The organism is Microbacterium sp. BLY, assembly GCF_017939615.1.
Lineage (GTDB): Bacteria > Actinomycetota > Actinomycetes > Actinomycetales > Microbacteriaceae > Microbacterium.
Window position 1 is genome coordinate 2,052,778 of the sequence record NZ_JAGKSR010000001.1, and the last position, 18,885, is coordinate 2,071,662.

General features: G+C 70.9%; 20 protein-coding genes. 11 read left to right on the forward strand and 9 right to left on the reverse strand.

The window, feature by feature from the left end; genetic code table 11:
- Nucleotides 1-69: 69 nt before the first annotated feature.
- Nucleotides 70-717: a ComF family protein gene (locus KAF39_RS10080; protein ID WP_210677128.1), complete on the forward strand. Its 648-nt coding sequence runs from the start codon at nt 70-72 to the stop codon at nt 715-717.
- Nucleotides 718-848: 131 nt separating this feature from the next.
- Nucleotides 849-1,505: a ribosome hibernation-promoting factor, HPF/YfiA family gene (gene hpf, locus KAF39_RS10085; RefSeq protein ID WP_210677129.1), complete on the forward strand. Its 657-nt coding sequence runs from the start codon at nt 849-851 to the stop codon at nt 1,503-1,505.
- A gap of 61 nt (nt 1,506-1,566) precedes the next feature.
- Here hpf and KAF39_RS10090 read toward each other — a convergent pair whose 3' ends face one another.
- Complete coding sequence (locus KAF39_RS10090; RefSeq protein ID WP_210677130.1) at nt 1,567-2,892, reverse strand: hypothetical protein; 1,326 nt, start codon at nt 2,890-2,892, stop codon at nt 1,567-1,569.
- A gap of 63 nt (nt 2,893-2,955) precedes the next feature.
- Nucleotides 2,956-3,594: a PadR family transcriptional regulator gene (locus tag KAF39_RS10095; RefSeq protein WP_210677131.1), complete on the reverse strand. Its 639-nt coding sequence runs from the start codon at nt 3,592-3,594 to the stop codon at nt 2,956-2,958.
- A 188-nt stretch (nt 3,595-3,782) separates the two neighbouring features.
- Between KAF39_RS10095 and secA the strand changes: the two genes are divergently transcribed.
- Both secA and KAF39_RS10105 read left to right on the forward strand, forming a co-directional pair.
- Nucleotides 3,783-6,587 (forward strand): preprotein translocase subunit SecA, encoded by a 2,805-nt coding sequence (gene secA, locus KAF39_RS10100; RefSeq protein ID WP_210677132.1) that lies wholly within the window; start codon nt 3,783-3,785, stop codon nt 6,585-6,587.
- Between the two features lie 67 nt (nt 6,588-6,654).
- A complete protein-coding gene (locus KAF39_RS10105; protein WP_210677133.1) occupies nt 6,655-7,881 on the forward strand; it encodes a pyridoxal phosphate-dependent aminotransferase in 1,227 nt (408 codons plus the stop codon).
- On the opposite strand, the gene KAF39_RS10110 is transcribed toward KAF39_RS10105, so the two are convergent.
- Complete coding sequence (locus KAF39_RS10110; RefSeq protein ID WP_307805177.1) at nt 7,772-9,049, reverse strand: P-loop NTPase; 1,278 nt, start codon at nt 9,047-9,049, stop codon at nt 7,772-7,774. The two genes, KAF39_RS10105 and KAF39_RS10110, sit on opposite strands and share 110 nt — an antisense overlap.
- Nucleotides 9,046-9,666 carry an SAF domain-containing protein gene (locus tag KAF39_RS10115; RefSeq protein WP_210677134.1) on the reverse strand — a complete coding sequence of 207 codons (621 nt, stop codon included), beginning with the start codon at nt 9,664-9,666 and terminating at the stop codon, nt 9,046-9,048. Before KAF39_RS10115 ends, KAF39_RS10110 begins: the two co-directional genes overlap by 4 nt.
- 98 nt (nt 9,667-9,764) lie before the next feature.
- Here KAF39_RS10115 and KAF39_RS10120 point away from each other — a divergent pair, with 98 nt between their 5' ends.
- Entirely contained in the window at nt 9,765-10,040 is a 276-nt protein-coding gene (locus KAF39_RS10120; RefSeq protein ID WP_210677135.1) for a helix-turn-helix domain-containing protein, read from the forward strand.
- Here the strand turns inward: KAF39_RS10120 and KAF39_RS10125 are convergent.
- Entirely contained in the window at nt 10,028-10,645 is a 618-nt protein-coding gene (locus KAF39_RS10125; RefSeq protein ID WP_210677136.1) for a hypothetical protein, read from the reverse strand. The genes KAF39_RS10120 and KAF39_RS10125 overlap by 13 nt on opposite strands.
- Before the next feature lie 173 nt (nt 10,646-10,818).
- Between KAF39_RS10125 and KAF39_RS10130 the strand changes: the two genes are divergently transcribed.
- Complete coding sequence (locus tag KAF39_RS10130) at nt 10,819-11,205, forward strand: Rv3235 family protein (protein ID WP_210677137.1); 387 nt, start codon at nt 10,819-10,821, stop codon at nt 11,203-11,205.
- Between the two features lie 24 nt (nt 11,206-11,229).
- Nucleotides 11,230-12,714 (forward strand): sensor histidine kinase, encoded by a 1,485-nt coding sequence (locus KAF39_RS10135; RefSeq protein ID WP_210677138.1) that lies wholly within the window; start codon nt 11,230-11,232, stop codon nt 12,712-12,714.
- Between the two features lie 60 nt (nt 12,715-12,774).
- On the opposite strand, the gene KAF39_RS10140 is transcribed toward KAF39_RS10135, so the two are convergent.
- Nucleotides 12,775-13,023: a WhiB family transcriptional regulator gene (locus KAF39_RS10140; protein WP_017203224.1), complete on the reverse strand. Its 249-nt coding sequence runs from the start codon at nt 13,021-13,023 to the stop codon at nt 12,775-12,777.
- A 229-nt stretch (nt 13,024-13,252) separates the two neighbouring features.
- On the opposite strand from KAF39_RS10140, the gene KAF39_RS10145 reads away from it, so the two are divergent.
- Entirely contained in the window at nt 13,253-13,639 is a 387-nt protein-coding gene (locus KAF39_RS10145; protein ID WP_210677139.1) for a hypothetical protein, read from the forward strand.
- 15 nt (nt 13,640-13,654) lie between these two features.
- Here KAF39_RS10145 and bcp read toward each other — a convergent pair whose 3' ends face one another.
- The 3 genes from bcp to aroA are packed head-to-tail and all read right to left on the reverse strand — an operon-like array spanning nt 13,655 to nt 16,528.
- The gene (gene bcp, locus KAF39_RS10150) at nt 13,655-14,128 is read right to left on the reverse strand and encodes a thioredoxin-dependent thiol peroxidase (RefSeq protein WP_210677140.1); all 474 of its coding nucleotides are present in this window, start codon (nt 14,126-14,128) and stop codon (nt 13,655-13,657) included.
- A gap of 9 nt (nt 14,129-14,137) precedes the next feature.
- Nucleotides 14,138-15,208 carry a ribosome small subunit-dependent GTPase A gene (gene rsgA / locus KAF39_RS10155; RefSeq protein ID WP_210677141.1) on the reverse strand — a complete coding sequence of 357 codons (1,071 nt, stop codon included), beginning with the start codon at nt 15,206-15,208 and terminating at the stop codon, nt 14,138-14,140.
- Nucleotides 15,209-15,211: 3 nt separating this feature from the next.
- Nucleotides 15,212-16,528 (reverse strand): 3-phosphoshikimate 1-carboxyvinyltransferase, encoded by a 1,317-nt coding sequence (gene aroA, locus KAF39_RS10160; RefSeq protein WP_210677142.1) that lies wholly within the window; start codon nt 16,526-16,528, stop codon nt 15,212-15,214.
- A gap of 66 nt (nt 16,529-16,594) precedes the next feature.
- On the opposite strand from aroA, the gene KAF39_RS10165 reads away from it, so the two are divergent.
- From KAF39_RS10165 to KAF39_RS10175, 3 genes are read left to right on the forward strand one after another with little or no spacing between them, the layout of a single operon-like run.
- The gene (locus tag KAF39_RS10165) at nt 16,595-17,257 is read left to right on the forward strand and encodes a sigma-70 family RNA polymerase sigma factor (protein ID WP_210677143.1); all 663 of its coding nucleotides are present in this window, start codon (nt 16,595-16,597) and stop codon (nt 17,255-17,257) included.
- Entirely contained in the window at nt 17,254-17,499 is a 246-nt protein-coding gene (locus KAF39_RS10170; RefSeq protein ID WP_025103064.1) for a zf-HC2 domain-containing protein, read from the forward strand. Before KAF39_RS10165 ends, KAF39_RS10170 begins: the two co-directional genes overlap by 4 nt.
- Before the next feature lie 49 nt (nt 17,500-17,548).
- Complete coding sequence (locus KAF39_RS10175; protein ID WP_210677144.1) at nt 17,549-18,850, forward strand: GNAT family N-acetyltransferase; 1,302 nt, start codon at nt 17,549-17,551, stop codon at nt 18,848-18,850.
- The last annotated feature ends 35 nt before the right edge of the window (nt 18,851-18,885 follow it).

The window sequence follows — 18,885 nt, forward strand, 5'->3', positions numbered from 1 at the left end:
CACGCCGAGACCCTTCCCCGGAGACGCGGGACGGCACCGGACGGACGACCGGCGCGGGAGGATCTCCGGATGGGGATCGCGACACGGATCGATGCGCTCGTCGCCGAGATGGGAGCGCTGCTGCTCGCGGGAACCTGCGCCGGGTGCGCGCGCCCCGGGACGCTGTTGTGCGACCCCTGTCGGAGCGCTCTCGCGCCGGCGCCCCGCGCGGTGCGCACGCCGGGTGGTCTGCGGGTCGAGGCGGCGCTCGAGCTCGCCGGTCCGGCGGCTGCCTGCGTGCGCCGCCTCAAGGGGCAGGGGCAGACTTTCCTGGCCCGGCCGCTCGGCGCGGCGCTCGCCGCCGTGCTGATCCCGGTGCTCGTCCCCGAGACGCGAGCGGTCCCGGTGCCCACCTCCCGCGCCGCTTTCCGCCGCCGTGGCTACCGGGTCCCGGAGCTCCTGATCCGCCGAGCCGGAGCCGTTCCCCATCGCGCAGTGACGCTCACCCGGACGGTGCGGGACCAGCGCGAGCTGCCCGCCGCAGCCCGCGTGGAGAACGTTCGCGGGGCGATGGGCGCGCGGGCCAGCGGACACGGCGCGCCGGTGGTGCTGGTGGACGACGTCGTGACCACGGGCGCGACGCTCGACGAGGCCGCGCGAGCACTCGCCGCGGCCGGATTCGAGGTCGTCGGCGCCGTCGCGCTCGCCGCCACGCCGATGACCGGCGGATCCGGATGAGGTTCATCGGAGACTCACCGGAGACACAGGGGTTCGGGCCGTGACTTCCGCCGCCGGTCGGACTACGGTGGGGTGTCACAAGGCGACCACGGTCCGCCCTTGGCCGGGCGGACCGGGACAAGGAGGCAGCAATGGAAACGAGCATCGTGGGCGTCGGGGTGGGTATCACCGATCGCTTCCGCACCGTCGTCGAAGAGAAGATCGCCAAGATCCAGACGCTCGCGGCCAAGGCGCAACGCCTGGATGTGAAGGTCACGCATCGGGTGTACCGCAACGGTCGCATCCCGGATGAGACCGTCGAGCTGACGCTCGTCGGCAAGGGTCCCGTCGTCCGCGCGGAGGCGGTCGACGGCGACAAGTTCGTGGCGCTCGATCTCGCGGTCGACAAGATGACCGAGCAGCTGCGCCGCGCGAAGGAGAAGCGCGTCGACGGACGCCAGCACCCCCGGGGTCCGCACTTCGAGAAGGGCAGCGGGTCCCTCGAGGGCATCGACGTGCAGCCGGCGTCCGCCGAAGTCCTGCACGCGGTGGCGACCGGCAGCATCCCCGTGCAGAGCGACGAGGAAGAGGACTACTCGCCCGTCGTCATCCGCACCAAGAGCTTCGAGGCCGAGTGGATGACGGTCGAGGAGGCGGTGGACCGCATGGAACTCGTCGGACACGACTTCTTCCTCTTCGTGGACGCCCGCACCGACCACCCGAGCGTCGTCTACCGCCGCAAGGGCTGGGACTACGGTGTCATCGCCCTGAGCACACAGGCCCCGCCGGCAGAGGCGCTCGCCTCCTGACCGACAGCAGAAGGGCCCGATCCCCACGGGGATCGGGCCCTTCTGCGCTGTGTCCGCGGTCTCAGTCGAAGATGCCGTCGAGGAGGCTGCCGATGACGAGACCGCCGAGGATGCCCGAGGCGATGTCCCCGCCGCCCATGCCGCCGCCTCGACGGGGGCCGCCGCCCCAGCCGCCTCCCCAGTCCTGGTCCTGCGGGCGGGACGAGTCGATGTCGCGTTGCGCGAGCTGCAGGGCCTCGGCCGCGAGATACGCCACGCGGCGGGCCTGCGTGAGGGCGGCCTCCCTGGTCTCCTCGGCGGGAAGGAGCACGGGGAGATCGACGCGCAGGCGCTCCGCTTCCGCGAGGCGGGTGCGCGCGTCCGCGCCGATCCACCCGCGATGGCCGGCGATGAGTCCGCGGGCGACGCCGAGCTGGCGGTCCGCGTCGTCGATCGCGTGCTGCACCTGAGCGACGCTCGGCAGCGGGTTCTCGGCGCGATGGCGGGCCGTGGCGATGGCGTCGTCGAGGGCCGCGTTCGCCTCCCGCAGGCGCGACAGCTCGGCGAACGGGTCGTTCGGCTGACCCGCGGGGGTGAGAGCCGCGAGGGCCTGCTGCAGTCGGGTGACCGCCTCCGCCACGGCGGGGGTGGACGGCGCTGTCCGGGCCGCGATGAGGTCGTTGCGGGAATCCGCGATGACCTCCGCGAGCGTCGACTCGGCGCGGAGCGCCTCGATCTCGAAGTCCTCCACGGCGTCGAGCAGGGCCCCGGCGCGGCGTGTGGCCTCGGTCGCGGTCTCCAGGGCGAGGTTCGCCTCCTCGTTCTGCTTGGCGGCCCGGCGACGCTCGGAGATGTCGGCGCTGTGCGTCGCGAAGCGGATCAGCTGCTCGGCCTCGGCGGCGCTCGCGGTGATCTGGTGCATGGCGGAGTCGGAGTAGCGGGCGGAGAGGCGGGCCACGGTCTCATCGGTGTGCGGGATCCGGGCGCTCAGCGCCTCGGCGTCGGCCCGCACCTGCGCGATGATCTCCGGCGCCTTGCGCACGGTGGCGACGGACTCCGCGAGCACGGCCGTCTTCTCGTCGAGCAGGTCCTGCGCCCACTCGCACAGCTGCAGGATGCGGGCGTTGCGGGTGCGCAGCTCCTCGACGGTGTCCGGGATCTCGTCGTGATTGAGCTGGTGGAGCTGGAAGGCCTCGCGCAGGTGTGTGCGCACCGACAGCAGGGCGGCCTTGAGGTCGGCGGTCAGCCCTTCGCCCAGCTCGGCCTCGGCGAAGACGAGCTCGTCGGACGTGGTCCGGATCCGCTCGTCCGCGGCGACCAGTGCCTGCTCCGCGCGCCGGGCGAGGTCCGCGTCCTGCGCGGCGAGTTCTTCCTGTTCGCGTTTGCGTCTGCCCCAAAATCCAGCCATGTGCCGATCCTAGTTTCCCCGGTGCCTGCGCGGGCTGAGCATCCGCTCCGGGCGAACGCGGGTTCAGACGGGGGCGGGAAGGGCGTCGAGGGGCTCGTCGGCGCTCGCCGCGGGCGTCGTCTTCGCCGGACGGCCGCGTTTGGGGCGCTCCGTCGTCAGCTCCAGGGCCATCTCCGGGTGGGGGTGCTGCGCGAGCCGGGCCTCGGCCAGCTCGAGCCAGCGGAGCTCCGCCTCCGCCGCGCACACCAGGGAGTCGAGCACGAGAGACCAGGCGAGCTCCTCCGCGCTGCCGGCGGCGAGACCGGGGGAGGGCGTGCGGCGCAGCTCGTCCAACCGGTGCTGGGAGGCGTCCCGCTGCGTCCGCAGGATCTCCGTGGCGTCGACCCCGGGCAGCGTCGCCGCCACGGCGAGCTTCACCGCCAGCTCCTCCCGGGTCGCCGGGGCCCGGAGCACCGGGGTGGCGAGCCAGCGTGCGGCCTCCGCCGATCCGGCCGGGGTGATGCGCCAGTACACGTGTCCGTGCTCGTCGGTCTCGCCGCGCTGCACGAGGCCATCGCGCTCCAGTCGCTCGAGGGTGTTGTAGATCTGGCCCACGTTGAGCGGCCAGGTCGAACCCGTCCGACGGTCGAACTCGTGCCGCAGCTGGTACCCGTAGCAGGGACCTTGGTCGAGGATGGCGAGCAGGCTCTGGCGTACGGACATGACCGGTCTCCCGAGGACGGCGGATGGAAAGCAGTGCCGAGTATATGCATACCGGGCAATTTCCCCGGCGCGGCGCGGCGGCCCCATGCAGGCGACGTGGAGGTCACAGCCCGGTAACATGGCACAGTATGCCTGGCGCTCGCTTCGCGGCGACCGGCTAATGACCCAATGACAGGGAGATGACATCCGTGGCGAATCCTCTTGAGAAGCTGCTGCGTGCAGGTGAGGGGCGGATCATCCGCCGTCTGAACCAGGTGGTGAAGGCGGTGAACGCCCTCGAGGAGGACATCTCCCAGCTCACGGACGACGAGCTGCGCAACGAGACCGCGGAGTTGCGGGCCCGCTACGAGAAGGGCGAGACGCTCGATCAGCTCATGCCGGAGGCCTTCGCCGCCGTGCGCGAAGCCGCCAAGCGGACCCTGGGCATGCGCGCCTACGACGTGCAGATCATGGGTGGCGCGGCTCTCCATCTCGGCAACATCGCCGAGATGAAGACCGGTGAGGGCAAGACGCTCGTCGCGACGTTCCCCGCGTATCTCAACGCGATCGCCGGCAAGGGCGTGCACGTCATCACCGTGAACGACTTCCTCGCGAGCTACCAGGCCGAGCTGATGGGCCGCGTCTACCGCGCCCTCGGCATGACGACCGGCATCATCGTCTCCGGGCAGACCCCGGCGGTGCGCCGCGAGCAGTACGCCGCCGACATCACCTACGGCACGAACAACGAGTTCGGGTTCGACTACCTCCGCGACAACATGGCGTGGCGCAAGGAGGACCTCGTCCAGCGCGAGCACTATTTCGCGATCGTCGACGAGGTCGACTCGATCCTCATCGACGAGGCCCGCACGCCGCTCATCATCTCCGGCCCCTCGTCGGGCGAGGCCAACCGCTGGTTCGCGGAGTTCGCCAAGATCGCCCGCACCCTCGTCGCCGGGGAGGACTACGAGGTCGACGAGAAGAAGCGCACCGTCGGCGTGCTCGAGCCCGGTATCGAGAAGGTCGAGGACTACCTCGGCATCGACAACCTCTACGAGTCCGCGAACACGCCCCTCATCTCGTTCCTCAACAACTCGATCAAGGCGCTCGCGCTGTTCAAGAAGGACACCGACTACGTCGTGATGAACGACGAGGTCATGATCGTCGACGAGCACACGGGGCGCATCCTCGTCGGGCGCCGCTACAACGAGGGCATCCACCAGGCGATCGAGGCGAAGGAGGGCGTGCCGGTCAAGGCCGAGAACCAGACCCTCGCGACCGTGACGCTGCAGAACTACTTCCGCCTCTACGAGAAGCTCGCCGGCATGACCGGTACGGCTGAGACCGAGGCCGCCGAGTTCATGTCGACGTACAAGCTCGGCGTGATCCCGATCCCGACGAACAAGCCGATGATCCGCAAGGATCAGCCCGACCTCGTGTACAAGAACGAAGCGGCGAAGTTCGCGCAGGTGGTGGAGGACATCGCGGAGCGCCACGCGAGCGGCCAGCCCGTCCTCGTCGGCACCACGAGCGTCGAGAAGAGCGAGTACCTCTCGCGCCTCCTCGCGAAGAAGGGCGTCAAGCACGAGGTCCTCAACGCGAAGAACCACGCCCGCGAGGCCGAGATCGTCGCCCGCGCCGGCCGCCTCGGTGCGGTCACGGTCGCGACGAACATGGCCGGTCGAGGCACCGACATCATGCTCGGTGGCAACGCCGAGTTCCTCGCCGTGCAGGAGCTGAAGGCGAAGGGGCTCGACCCGGTCGAGACGCCGGAGGAGTACGAGGTCGCCTGGGACGAGACCTATGAGGCGATGAAGAAGGTCGTCGAGGAGGAGGCCGCCAAGGTCATCGAAGCCGGCGGCCTGTACGTGCTCGGCACCGAGCGCCACGAGTCGCGCCGCATCGACAACCAGCTGCGTGGTCGTTCCGGTCGTCAGGGCGACCCGGGTGAGAGCCGGTTCTATCTGAGCCTCACCGACGATCTCATGCGGCTGTTCCAGTCGGGCGCCGCCGAGGCGATCCTCGCCCGGACCAACTTCCCGGACGACGTGCCCATCGAGTCCGGCCTCGTCTCGCGTGCCATCCGCAGCGCGCAGTCGCAGGTCGAGGCCCGCAACGCCGAGATGCGCAAGAACGTCCTCAAGTACGACGACGTCCTGAACCGTCAGCGCGAGGCGATCTACGCCGACCGCCGCCACATCCTCCAGGGCGACGACATCGCGGACCGCGTGCAGCACTTCATCGAGGACGCCATCAGCGGCGTCGTTCGCGACCACACCGGCGAGGGTCACAACGAGAGCTGGGACTTCGACGCGCTCTGGACCGAGCTGAAGACCCTGTACCCGGTGAGCGTCACGATCGACGAGGTCGTCTCGGAGGCGGCCGACCGCAAGGGCGGCATCACCGCCGAGGGCCTCACGCGCGAACTGCTCTCGGACGCGAAGATCGCGTACGAGAAGCGGGAGGAGACGCTCGGTGAGGCCGCGACCCGGGAACTCGAGCGTCGCGTGGTCCTGCAGGTGCTCGACCGCCGCTGGCGTGACCACCTCTACGAGATGGACTACCTCAAGGACGGCATCGGCCTGCGCGCGATGGCGCAGCGCGACCCGCTCATCGAGTACCAGCGTGAGGGCTACGCGATGTTCCAGTCGATGATGGGGCAGATCAAGGAGGAGTCGGTCGGCTACCTCTACAACCTCGAGGTCGAGGTCCGTCGCGCCGGCGACGCCGAGACGGCGGAGGTCGAGGCCAAGGGGCTCGCGAACGACGGGGGAGACCAGCGCCTGGAGTACTCGGCTGCGAACGACGCCGGCGAGGTCGAGGTGCGCAACGACCGCGGGCAGGTGCAGCAGGCGGCGACCGATCGGATGCGTCAGGCCGCCGCGCGTGCACAGGCCCCGCAGGACGCGGAGCCGGAGGAGGCCCCGCGGGGCGCCTTCGGTCAGCGCACCGAACCGGCCGCCCCCGCCGCGGGCAACCGCGAGCAGCGCCGCGCGCAGAGCAAGAAGAAGAAGTAGCCTTCGGGCGAACGGGAGGGCCAGTCCGCGCGGATTGGCCCTCCTTTCGTCCCTGTAGGCTTGATCGATGACACCATCGCGCACCTTCGACCAGTCGTCGAAGCTCAAGAACGTCCTGTACGAGATCCGCGGAAACGCCCTCGTCGAGGCGGCGCGTTTGGAGGCCGAGGGCCACCGGATCCTCAAGCTCAACACGGGCAACCCCGCCATCTTCGGCTTCGACGCTCCGCACCAGATCGTCCACGACATGCTGGCCGCGCTGCCGACGGCGCACGGCTACAGCGAGAGCAAGGGCATCGTCTCCGCGCGGCGGGCCGTCGTGAGCCGGTACGAGGAGATCGAGGGGTTCCCGCGCTTCGATCCGGATGACGTCTACCTCGGCAACGGGGTCTCCGAACTCATCACCATGACGATGCAGGCGCTGCTGGACGAGGGCGACGAGGTCCTCATCCCCGCCCCCGACTATCCGCTCTGGACGGCGATGACGAGCCTCGCGGGCGGCACGCCGGTGCATTATCTGTGCGACGAGGACGACGGCTGGCAGCCGGACCTCGAGGACATCCGGTCGAAGATCACGCCGCGCACGAAGGCGCTCGTCATCATCAATCCGAACAACCCCACCGGCGTCGTCTACTCCCGCGAGGTGCTGGAGGGACTCGTGCAGATCGCGCGCGAGCACCAGCTGCTCATCCTGTCGGACGAGATCTACGATCGCATCCTCTTCGACGACGCCGTGCACATCCCGACGGCCACGCTCGCCCCCGACCTGCTCTGCCTCACCTTCAACGGTCTGTCCAAGACCTATCGCGTGGCGGGCTACCGGTCGGGGTGGATGGTCATCACGGGCCCGCAGGATCACGCCAAGGGGTTCATCGAGGGCATCACGCTGCTCGCGTCGACCCGGCTCTGCCCGAACGTCCCCGCCCAGCACGCCGTCCAGGCGGCGCTGTCCGGCGTGCAGTCGATCGACGCGCTCATCGCCCCGACCGGTCGGCTGCACGAGCAGCGGGACATCGCGTGGGAGGGGTTGGAGGCGATCCCCGGTGTGTCCTGCGTCAAGCCGCAGGGGGCGCTGTACGCCTTCCCGCGCCTGGACCCGAACGTGCATGAGATCCGCGACGATGCCCAGCTCGTCTACGACCTGCTGGTCTCCGAGCACATCCTCCTCGTGCAGGGCACCGGCTTCAACTGGCCGACTCCCGATCACCTGCGCCTCGTGACCCTGCCAGAGCCGCGAGTGCTGAGCGAAGCCGTCGAACGCCTCGGGAACTTCCTGTCGAGCTACCGGCAGTGACGTCCGCCCCGGCGGCGGGGTCGAGGTCTGCGGCGAGCCGACGGATGGCCGCGACGAGTGCCGACCGGGGCGCGACCTCGGAGATCGGGCGACCGTGCAGGAGGGCCGTGTCCACCGCGCGCTGATCCTGGGGCAGGAAGACGACGTCGGTGAGACCGGCGAAGCGCTCGAGCGTGCCGCGGATCTGTCGGCGTGCGTCCATCCCGAGCGGTCCCGGACGGACCCTGTTCACCACGACCTGCACCGGCGTCTGGCCGACGACACGGCGCACTTCGGCATGGTCGCGGAGGAAGCGGCTGATCCCGACCGGATCTGCGGACGCCACCGCCACGACCTGGTCGGCGGCGCCGAGCACGGCCGAGGCCGCGGCGTGGCGCCGCGGGCCGACGAGATCGTACGTGGCCTCGTCGTCCGCGTCGATCGCGGCGGACACGTCCACGACCGTCTCCTCCGTCCACGTCCGGCACACGGACAGCGCGGCCTGCAGGCGTGCCTCCGACAGTTCCGGCCAGCGGCTGGGGCGGTTCAGCCCGGCGAGCACATCGAGTTCCGTGCCTCCTGCGGTGAGCCGCGCGGACAGACGGGTGAGCTCGGCCGCGTCCAGCGCTCCCCGCTCGGCGCGGCGGCAGGCGCCGGCGAGACCGGGCGCGTCGTCGTCGACACCCAGCAACAGGGCGAGCGCGGGGGCAACGGTGTCGGCGTCCACCAGGGCGGTCGACCGGCCGCGGCGAGCGAACTCGACAGCGAGCTGGATGGCGACCGTCGACCGACCGGGCGCCCCGTGCGGACCCCACACCGCGGTGACGCGGTTCGACGGCGCGGGTCGGGACGGCGTGGGCTGGCCCGCCTCGGAGAGCGCCGCGGCGATCTGCCAGCCGGCCGAGCCGGCGTCCAGAGGCGGCGCGAGGCCGAGGCGGGCCACGGCCCGGCTGTCGTTCCCACCCAGCGAGAGGATGCGCACGCCCGCGCGATCGCAGGCGGACAGCAGCTCCGGGGTGAGCACCGCGCGAACGGCCGGCACGATGATCGCCTCGACGTCCGGCTCCAGCGCAGCGACGATCGCCGTCGGCGACGCGGACGGGAGGCTCCGGGCGGCGACGCCCTCCCACTCGAGTTCGGCGGCGAGCTCGTCGGCGCGCGGAGCGGCCACTGCGACGAGGACGCTCACGATCCGGCCCCGACCGGGACGACGGAGAGCGCGGCTCCGCCGGTGACGGCGGCGAGCACGTCCGCGACATTGCCGCGATCGATCACGATCTCGAGTTCTGCCGCCCCCTCCGCCAGCAGACCGTCGGGTTCCAGGACGGTGCGGACCACGACGTCGCCGACCAGGATGCGAGGGTCCTCGAAGGTGCGTCCGTCCTCGCCCAGCGGCGCCTGCCAGACCTCCACCTCGGTGCCCGCCTGCACATCCTCGGGGATCCTGACGCTGCTCTTGATGACCACCGTCGTCGTCCGGCCGTCCTCCGCGGAGGTCGCCGCCGAGCGCGGAACGAGCTCGCCCTCGGTCAGGGTGCGCGCCGCGATCTGTCCCGGAACCAGCTGTGACGGAGCCAGGTACTCGTCGGTGAGAGGCCCGAGGGACACGTCGACCTCCTCGAAGTCCGCGGCGCGGAGGACTTCTCCACGGACGACCGTGGTGCGTGCCTGCAGGACCGGGGAGGAGTGGTCCGACGCGGTGACGAGCGACCAGACCCCGGCGATCGAGGCGAGGACGAGGGCGATGCCCACCACGAAGCGGAGGTCGCCGCGGAAGCGACGAGGGGAACGGGAGAGCGCGGTCATGGCGATATCGTCACAGAACCGTGCGCCCCGGTCCCGGAGTTATCCACAACCGGCGCTCGACGCGGATGCGATGCCGCGCACCCGCCCAGAATGAGGGGATGACACCCCGGCCCCCGCACGCCCATCGCTTCCTCGCCCCGGCGCAGGTCGCCGAGCTGCTCGACATCGGCGTGGACGAGGTGATCGCCCTCGTCCACGCCGGACAGCTTCGCGGCGCACCCCTGGGGACTCCCGCACGCTGGCGCATCGAGGAGCCGAGTATCGAGGAGTATCTGGACGCGCAGGTCGAGGAGGCGCGGCGCATGGCTCTCTGGCGCCAGTCGCAGGCCGCGAGCTTCCCCGAACTGTGGGGGTCGGCGACTCAGATCGTGTGAGTGCCGTCGATCCGGACGGCGGCGACAGCGGCGTACGGCACCATGCGGAACCCGCGGACCGCATCGGCCCGGCGCGCGGTGCCGGCGTCATGCATCGCGAGGTCGAGATGATCGCCGGCAGCGCGGTCGATGGTGCCGTGGAGGTCGTCGCCGGCGAGCATCCGGAGATGCACCGGGATGCGGCGGCGCGCGAGGTCCCGGAGGACGAACCCCAGCGACATGCGCTCCCGAAGCGTCGTCGCGGAGGGCGGCGGCGCGCCGGCGTCGAGGCTGGCGAGCATCGACCCGTGGTCGACCACGAGACCGAGGACCGAGGCGACGGGGATCAGCAGGACGGAGGCGGGGAGCCGAGCGCCGTGCGGCACGCGGGAGACGGCGGCCAGCCAGTCCACCCCCAGTGACCGGAAACCCACGGGCAGGCGTTGCCCGTCGGCCAGGTCGAGCGTCACGTCGCTCTGCGCGGCGCACAGATGGCGCAGGCGCGAACGGAGGTCGAGCCGGGCGATGCGCAGACGCTCGGATTCGGCGTCACGGGCGGCGCGCTCCGCCTCCCATTCCGCGGCGAGCTGCCCTTCCAGACCGTCGAAGAGGGATTCCCAGTGCATCCGACCGAGCGTAGGCGTGTGCGCCACCGCCTCCGAGTTATCCACACGCGGGCGGCGGCGAGGACGCGGGCGCGCGACGTACGGGTTGTCCACATACGTTCGTCGTCGGCCCCCGTCACCGCCCGCGGTGTGGTGCACTGACGTCCCGCCGACGCTCCCGAGGAGACAACGAGATGATGCTGGCCGAGTACTTCGCACCGCAACCCACCCCCGCCGATCAGCTGCCTGATCCCGCGCCGTTGCTGCGAAGTCTCACCCGCGGTGTGCTGGAAGCCATCGCCGGGGTGCGCGAGGTCGACCAGCTCGCCCGCTGGTTCAGCGAGGAGGCCTACCGGAGCGTCGTCACCCGGGCCAACCTCGCCGCACGGGCACGCAGCGCGCGCGGCGTGGCCCCGGCTCGGCCGACGTTCGTGATCCGGACCCTGCGGGTGACCCATCCCCGGGACGGGATCGTCGAGGCGGTCGTGGTGGTGGCCGGTCCGGGACGGACCCGCGCCGTCGCCGTGCGCCTGGAGGGGCTGGACCGTCGATGGCGCGCGACGTCGCTCGCGATTCTCTGACCCATGGGAGCCTAGGCTGGAGGGGTGTCAACCCTCAGTGATCTCGCCCAGGCCCAGGGCCTTCTGACCGACGACGATGTGGAGTGGCTGCACCGGCTCGCCGGTGACGGACAGTTGCTCGCCGACCTCGCCTCCGCCGACATCGTCCTGTGGATCGAGACGAAGGACGGCTCTTTCATCGCGGTCGCGCACGCGCGGCCGAGCGGTGCGGCGACGCTGTTCTACCGGGACATCGTCGGGGAGCGCGTACGGCCGCAGTGGCGCACCCAGGTACAGGGCGCCTTCGAGTCGGCCGAGATCGTCGACTCCTCCTCGCCGGACTGGTTCGAGGAGACGCCCACCCGCGTGCGCGCGGTGCCGATCGTGATCGAACGTCGGGGTGAGGACAAGGCCCCCCGTGTGATCGGCGTCGTGACGCGGCACACGAACCTCGGAGAGGTGCGCACGCCCTCCCGTCAGCAGATCACCTTCGACGAATGCGCGAACGATCTGTTCCGCATGATCGCCGACGGCAGCTTCCCCGACCCCGCCGCACCGACGTCGCCGCGTCGTGGCGCGCCCCGGGCCTCGGACGGTCTGATCCGGATCGACGTGGACGGCGTCACGACGTTCGCCAGTCCCAACGCCCTCTCCGCCTTCAACCGCATGGGCTTCGACGACGAGCTGGAGGGGGAGTCCCTCGCCGAGGTGACGACCCGGCTCGTGCCGCCGTCCCGTCAGGTCGACGAATCCCTGCCCGTCGTGGTGACCGGTCGGGCGCCCTGGCGCACCGACATCGAGGCGCGGGGCGTGACGGTCTCGCTCCGGGCGATCCCGCTGAAGGACCACGGCACGCGCATCGGTGCGATCGTGCTGTGCCGCGATGTCTCGGAGCTGCGTCACCAGGAGCAGGAGCTCATCACCAAGGACGCGACGATCCGCGAGATCCATCACCGGGTCAAGAACAACCTGCAGACCGTGGCGTCCCTGCTGCGGATCCAGGCGCGGCGGACGCACTCCGACGAAGCGCGCGACGCTCTCACCCAGGCCATGCGACGGGTCGACGCGATCGCGGTCGTCCACGACACCCTCGCGCAGGGGCTCACGCAGAAGGTCGACTTCGATGAGGTGTTCGACCGCGTGCTGAAGCTCGTCGCGGAGGTCGCGTCGGCGCCGAACACGCGCGCTCGCACGCAGTCGACCGGCCGGTTCGGCGTGCTCCCCAGCGAGTACGCGACCCCGTTGGCGCTCGCGCTGACCGAGGTCGTGACGAACGCCGTCGAGCACGGGCTCGCGGGGCAGGAGGGCGTCGTCACCATCGATGCGAAGCGCACCGAGGACAACCTGCGGGTGACGGTGCGCGACACCGGTCACGGGCTTCCGGAGGGACGCGTGGGTCAGGGGCTGGGCACCCAGATCATCCGCACGCTGATCCAGGGCGAGCTCGGCGGCACGATCGACTGGCGGGGGAGCGAAGGCGAGGGCACCGAGGTGGTCATCGACATCCCGCTGCGCTGGCTCGAGCGCTGAGGATCGTCCGCCCACACGCAGAAGCGGCCTGAGACATCGTCTCAGGCCGCTTCGGAGTTCTCAGGAGGCGCGGCGTGCGCGAGCGGCGCGGCGCTTGAGCGCGCGGCGCTCGTCCTCGGAGAGGCCACCCCAGACTCCCGAGTCCTGGCTGGTCTCGAGGGCGTACTGCAGGCAGATCTCGGTGACCGTGCACGTCGCGCAGACCGTCTTCGCCTTCTCGATCTGATCGACGGCCGGGCCGGTGTTCCCGACGGGGAAGAACAGTTCGGGGTCGACGGTCAGGCAGGCGGCCTTGTCACGCCAGTCCATGGGGGCTCCTCGGTGTGGATTTCATGAGATGTCGCGATGCGACCTCTCGATTCGGGCGACGGTTCGGGTTCCGCTACCCTGTTGAGATACGGGCGGATGCCCGATGATTGTGATGCGAACGCACGCGTTCGCCCCACGCCGCTGTGGGAGCACATGACTTTCTCTATTCTGTTACATGAATACCCTGAAATCAAGGGTTTTCTCGTCATTCGATCCCCGGGAGGACACCGTGCGCGCACCCGGAATCGCCCGTGCCGCCGCCGCTGTCCTCACGGTCGAAGCGGTCGCCCTCCTCGTCTTCGCGGCGATCGAGATGGCAGGACTCGGTGCAGGTGATGCGGCATCGCTGCCGACGGCCATCGCCCTGATCGTCCTGACCCTGATCGGCGCCGCGGCGCTGGCGGCCTTCGCCTTCGGCACCCGCGCCGGACGCTCGTGGGCGCGGTCGGGCGGCGTGGTGTTCCAGGTGCTCGCTGTCGTCCTGGCGCTGAGCGCGCTCACGCTGCCGCCCATTCCGTGGGCCTTCGTGCTCGGCGTCGGCATCCCCGGGATCGCCGGCTTCGCGCTCCTCATCATGAGCGCACGCCGGGAGGGGACGCGCCGCGAGGCGGAGTGACGCCGCGGCGACTCGTCAGGCGTCGATGCCGAGCTGCTTGCGCAGCCGGGCGACGTGCCCCGTCGCCTTCACGTTGTACTGCGCGGTCGTGATGATCCCGTCCTCGTCGAGGACGAACGTGGAGCGGATGACACCCTCGACGACCTTGCCGTAGTTCATCTTCTCGCCCCAGGCGCCGTACGCCTCGTGGACCGCGTGGTCGGGGTCGCTGAGAAGCGGGAACGTGAGACCGTCGCGGTCGCGGAAGGCGGCGAGCTTCGCGGGCTCGTCCCTCGAGACGCCGACGACCTGGTACCCGGCGCCCTGGAGCGACGAGATGCTGTCGCGGAAGTCGCAGGCCTCCGTGGTGCACCCGGGGGTCATCGCCGCCGGGTAGAAGTACAGCACGGTCTTGGTGCCGCGGAGATCGGCCAGCCGGACGGTGTTGCCGTCCTGGTCGAGGAGGGAGAAGTCGGGCGCGGCGGTTCCGGTTTCCAGGCGTTCTGTCACAGCCCCAGCCTACCGTCCGGGCGGCTGCTCCGCCTTGTCGGCGAACGTCTGCAGCAGGCGCTGCAGCGAGTCCAGCCGCGCGCGTCCGGTCTCGCTGAGCTCGCCGCGCTCCGCGGCCTCGATGAGAGCGCAGTCCGGGGCGTCGGGCAGGTGCGTGCAGCCGCGCGGGCAGTTCTCCGCGATCACGGCCAGCTCCGTGAAGGCCGCGAGGATGTTCGCCGGGTCGACGTGCCCCAGTCCGAACGAGCGGACGCCGGGAGTGTCGATGACCCAGCCGGTGCCCCCTGGGCCCACGTAGCGCAGCGAGACGGTGGAGGAGGACGTGTGGCGTCCGCGTCCGGTGACCTGATTCACGTGGCCCGTGGCCCGGCCTGCGGAGGGGACCAGGGCGTTCACGAGTGTCGACTTGCCCACGCCGGAGTGGCCGACGAAGACCGTCGAGTGGCCGATCAGGGCCTCGCCGATCTCGTCGACCGGCATCTCCTCCCTGGCGCTGGTGAAGACGCGGAGGTCGAGGCCGTCGAAGTGGGACAGGAAGGGGCCGGGGTCCGCGAGGTCGGTCTTCGTCACCACGAGGAGCGGACGGATGCCGGCGTCCAGCGCCGCGACGAGGTAGCGGTCGACGAGTCGCGCGCGCGGCTCGGGGTCGGCGGCGGCGACGACGACGAGCATCTGATCCGCGTTGGCGACGATGACCCGCTCGACCTGGTCGGTGTCGTCGGCGCTGCGGCGGAGCAGGGAGGTGCGCTCCACGATGCCCACGATGCGCCCGAGAGTGCCCTCGTCGCCCGACGTGTCTCCGACGACCCGGGCCTGGTCGCCCGTGACGATGGGCGTGCGCCGCAGCTCACGAGCGCGGGCGGCGGTGATCGTCCGCTCCTCCGGGGTGTCCTCGCCGAGGAGCACCGAGTAGCGACCGCGGTCGACGCCCAGGACGCGCCCGATCTGCGCATCATCGTGCGCCGGTCGCCGCTTCGTCCGCGGACGGTTGGCCTTGGGATTGGGGCGGGTGCGGATGCTGCTCTCGTCGTAGTCCTCGAAGTCGTCCTCGAGGTCGTCGGTGTCGTCCAGCCAGCTCAAACGTCAGCCTCGCAGCATCCGCTCCCAGAGCATGGTGAACTCCGGGAGGGTCTTGGCGGTGGTGCCGATGTCGTCGACGACCACGTCGGGGACGCGGAGTCCGATGAGGGCGCCGGTGGTGGCCATCCGGTGGTCGTGGTGCGCGGCCCAGGAGCCGCCCTGCAAGGCGGCGGGGACGATGCGGATCCCGTCCGGCAGCTCCTCGGCGGTGCCGCCCAGCCCGCGGATGTTGCGCACCAGCGCCGCGATGCGATCGGTCTCATGGTGCCGGATGTGACCGATGCCGCGGATCGTCGTCGGGCCGTCGGCGAAGGCGGCCAGCCCCACGAGCGTCGGCGTCAGCTCGCTGGCGGCCGTCAGGTCGAGCTCGAGTCCGCGGATGCCCGATCCGGCACGGACCGTGAGGGTGCCGCCGTGGCGGCTGACGTGGGCGCCGGCGGCCTGGAGGATCTCGGGCAGCAGGGCGCCGGGCTGGGTGGAGTGCGCGGGCCAGCCGGTGATCGCGACCGAACCGCCCGTGACGAGGGCCGCGGCGAGGAACGGCGCGGCATTGGAGAGGTCCGGTTCGATCGGGATCTCCTTGGCGCGCGGGACGCCGGCCTCGACGAGCCATTCGCCCACGGCGGGGCGCTCGATGCGGATGCCCCGACGGCTCAGCGCCTCGATCGTCATGTCGATGTGGGGGAGGCTGGGCAGCCGCTCGCCGGTGTGGACGAGGTGCAGGCCCACGTCGAAGCGCGGGGCGGCGAGCAGCAGCCCGGACACGAACTGACTCGACGCCGAGGCGTCGATCTCCACCCGGCCGCCGCGGATGTGGCCGTGGCCGCGGATCGTGAAGGGCAGCGACCAGGTGCCCTCATCGTCGATGTCGACGCCGAGGTCGCGCAGAGTGCTGATGAGCCCGCCCATCGGCCGGTGCAGCGCCGTCTCGTGCGCGGTGAGGTGCACATCCTGCTCGGCGAGGCCGGCCAGCGGGGCGATGAAGCGCATGACGGTGCCCGCCTGGCCGCAGTCGATGGTCGTGCCGCCGCGGAGCTTGCCCGGGGTGACCACGAGATCTGGTCCGAACTCGTGCCCGGCGTCGACCTCCTCGATGCCGATGCCGAGGGCGCGGAGCGCCTCGACCATGCGCTGCGAGTCGTCCGAATGGAGCGGGGCGATCAGACGGCCGGGGCCGTCCGCGATGGCCGCGATGAGGAGTTCGCGGTTCGTGAGGGACTTCGATCCCGGGATCGTCAGCTCGGCGTGCACCGGGCCGTCGACCGTGGGCGCGGGGTAGGGACCCTGCACACGGGTGGGGGAATACCTTTTGGCGCTCATCGGTTCTCACCTTAGTAAACGCGACGCCGTCCTCGTGAGAGGCGGCCCTGGTGCGAAGGGAAGAGGATGCCTGCGACGCTGGAACGCGAGGCGATCGACCTCAGCCGCCTAGACTGGCCGGTGATGGACGACACCGCAACCGCAGCCACCGTCGGCGACCCTCGGCGCGAGTTCGAGGAGCAGGCGCTCCCCTTCATGGACCAGCTCTATGCCGCCGCGATGCGTATGACGCGCAATCCCGCGGATGCCGCCGATCTCGTGCAGGAGACCTTCGTCAAGGCCTACGGTTCGTGGTCCACCTTCGCCCAGGGTACGAACCTCAAGGCGTGGCTGTACAGGATCCTCACGAACACGTACATCAACATCTACCGCAAGCGTCAGCGCGAACCGTTCCAGGGCACCATCGACGAGCTCGAGGACTGGCAGCTCGGCGGTGCGGAGTCGACGACGGCCTCGCACAGCCGGTCGGCGGAGGCGGAAGCCATCGACCGCATGCCGGCGTCGGTCGTGAAGGACGCGTTGCAGGCCGTCCCGGAGGACTTCCGGCTGGCGGTGTACCTCGCCGACGTCGAAGGCTTCGCGTACCAGGAGATCGCCGACATCATGAAGACCCCCATCGGCACCGTCATGAGCCGTCTGCACCGTGGCAGGCGGATGCTGCGGGAGCTGCTGGCCGACTACGCCGCGGAGCGGGGAATCGCCGCGGCTGAACCGAGGAGCAAGAAATGAGCGACTGCGGCTGCGACAAGGCCCGTCAGGATCTGGAGGAGTACCTCCGCAACGAGGTCTGCAAGACCGAGCACGCCGAGATCCGTGAGCACCTGGAGAACTGCCCGGCCTGCCGGGACGAGGCGCTGGTGGCGACGACCCTCACCGAGGTCATCGCGCGTGCCTGCAAGGAGACCGCGCCCGAGGAGCTCCGCGACCAGGTGTTCGCCCGGCTGCGCGAGGTCCAGGCCGCCCAGCACTGAGGCGCCCGCCGGCGCGCGAGGCGTCGGGGACCGCCCGTAGGCTGTCTGCATGGCCCTCATCGATGCGCGCGGGATCCCCGCTGACCAGACCTCCGTCGACCGGCTGGCGGGGGACCACCTCGACTATCGCGTCCTGGACACGGCGGACAGCGAGCGGGTGACCGCGTTCCAGCGCGCCATGGCCCGGGGCTTTCTCGGGGCCGATCCCTCGGCCGCCGTCCGCGACGAGGGCGTCGGCACGCTGCGGAGCCGGCGCAACATCGGCGTATACGAGCCCGACGCCCCGGCCGACCGCTTCCCCGTGGCGACGATCGACTCGTGGGTCACCCCGCTGACGATCCCCGGTGGCGAGATCGGCATGTGGGCGATCAGCGGGGTCACGGTGGCCGGCACGCATCGTCGGCGCGGCATCGCTCGTGCGCTGCTGGAAGGAGAGCTCCGCGCCGCCGCGGACGCGGGCGTCGCGATCGCCGGGCTCACCGTGTCCGAGGCGACGATCTACGGGCGGTACGGCTTCGGCTCGGCCGTTCCCGTCTCGCGGTTCACCGTCGACATCCGGCGCGCCGGATGGGCGGGGCCTGCGCCCACCGGCCGCATCGAGTACCTCGAACGCGAGGAGCTCGCCGTCGAGCTCGGCGACGTGCACGAGCGTGCCAGGGGGCGGCGATCCGGGCAGGTCCCCGGATGGACGGCTCGTTGGGCGGGTGTCGCGGGTCTGGCGTCCAACGACACCGACCGCGACAGGGTCCGGGGTGTGCGCTACCGCGACGCCTCCGGGCAGGTCCGCGGCGTCATGGCCTTCCACCTCAGCGAACGGGGCGGCACCTTCCGCTTCGGTCTCCACGTCCGCCTGCTCATCGGCGAGACGGCGGAGGCGACCGCAGCCCTGTGGCGCTTCGCTCTGCAGCATGATCTCGTCGACGAGGTGACCGCCGACCTCCGTCCTCTCGACGACGCGCTCCCGTGGCTCGTCGTCGACCCGCGGGGCGTCACCCAGGAGGTGCACGACCACGGCTGGCTGCGGGTGCTGGACGTGCCGACGGCACTGACCGCCCGGACCTACGCCGCGACCCTCGACACCGTGCTCCGCATCGAGGACCCTCTCGGCTTCGCCGCCGGCACGTGGTGCCTGCGCATCGACGCCACGGGCAGGGCCGTCGCGGAGGCGGCGCCGGAGGCCGATGCCGCCGTCGTCCTCGACGTCTCGGCGCTGTCGTCGCTCTACGCGGGCAGCGTGCGCGTCGCCGCTCTGCACGGGGCCGGCCGGATCACCGGTGCCCTCGACGCGGTGGAGGCGCTGGATCGCGCGTTCGTCGCCTTCCCGGCGCCGTCACTCGACATCTGGTACTAGCCCTCGAAAACACGAGAAGGGCGCCCCGGCCGAAG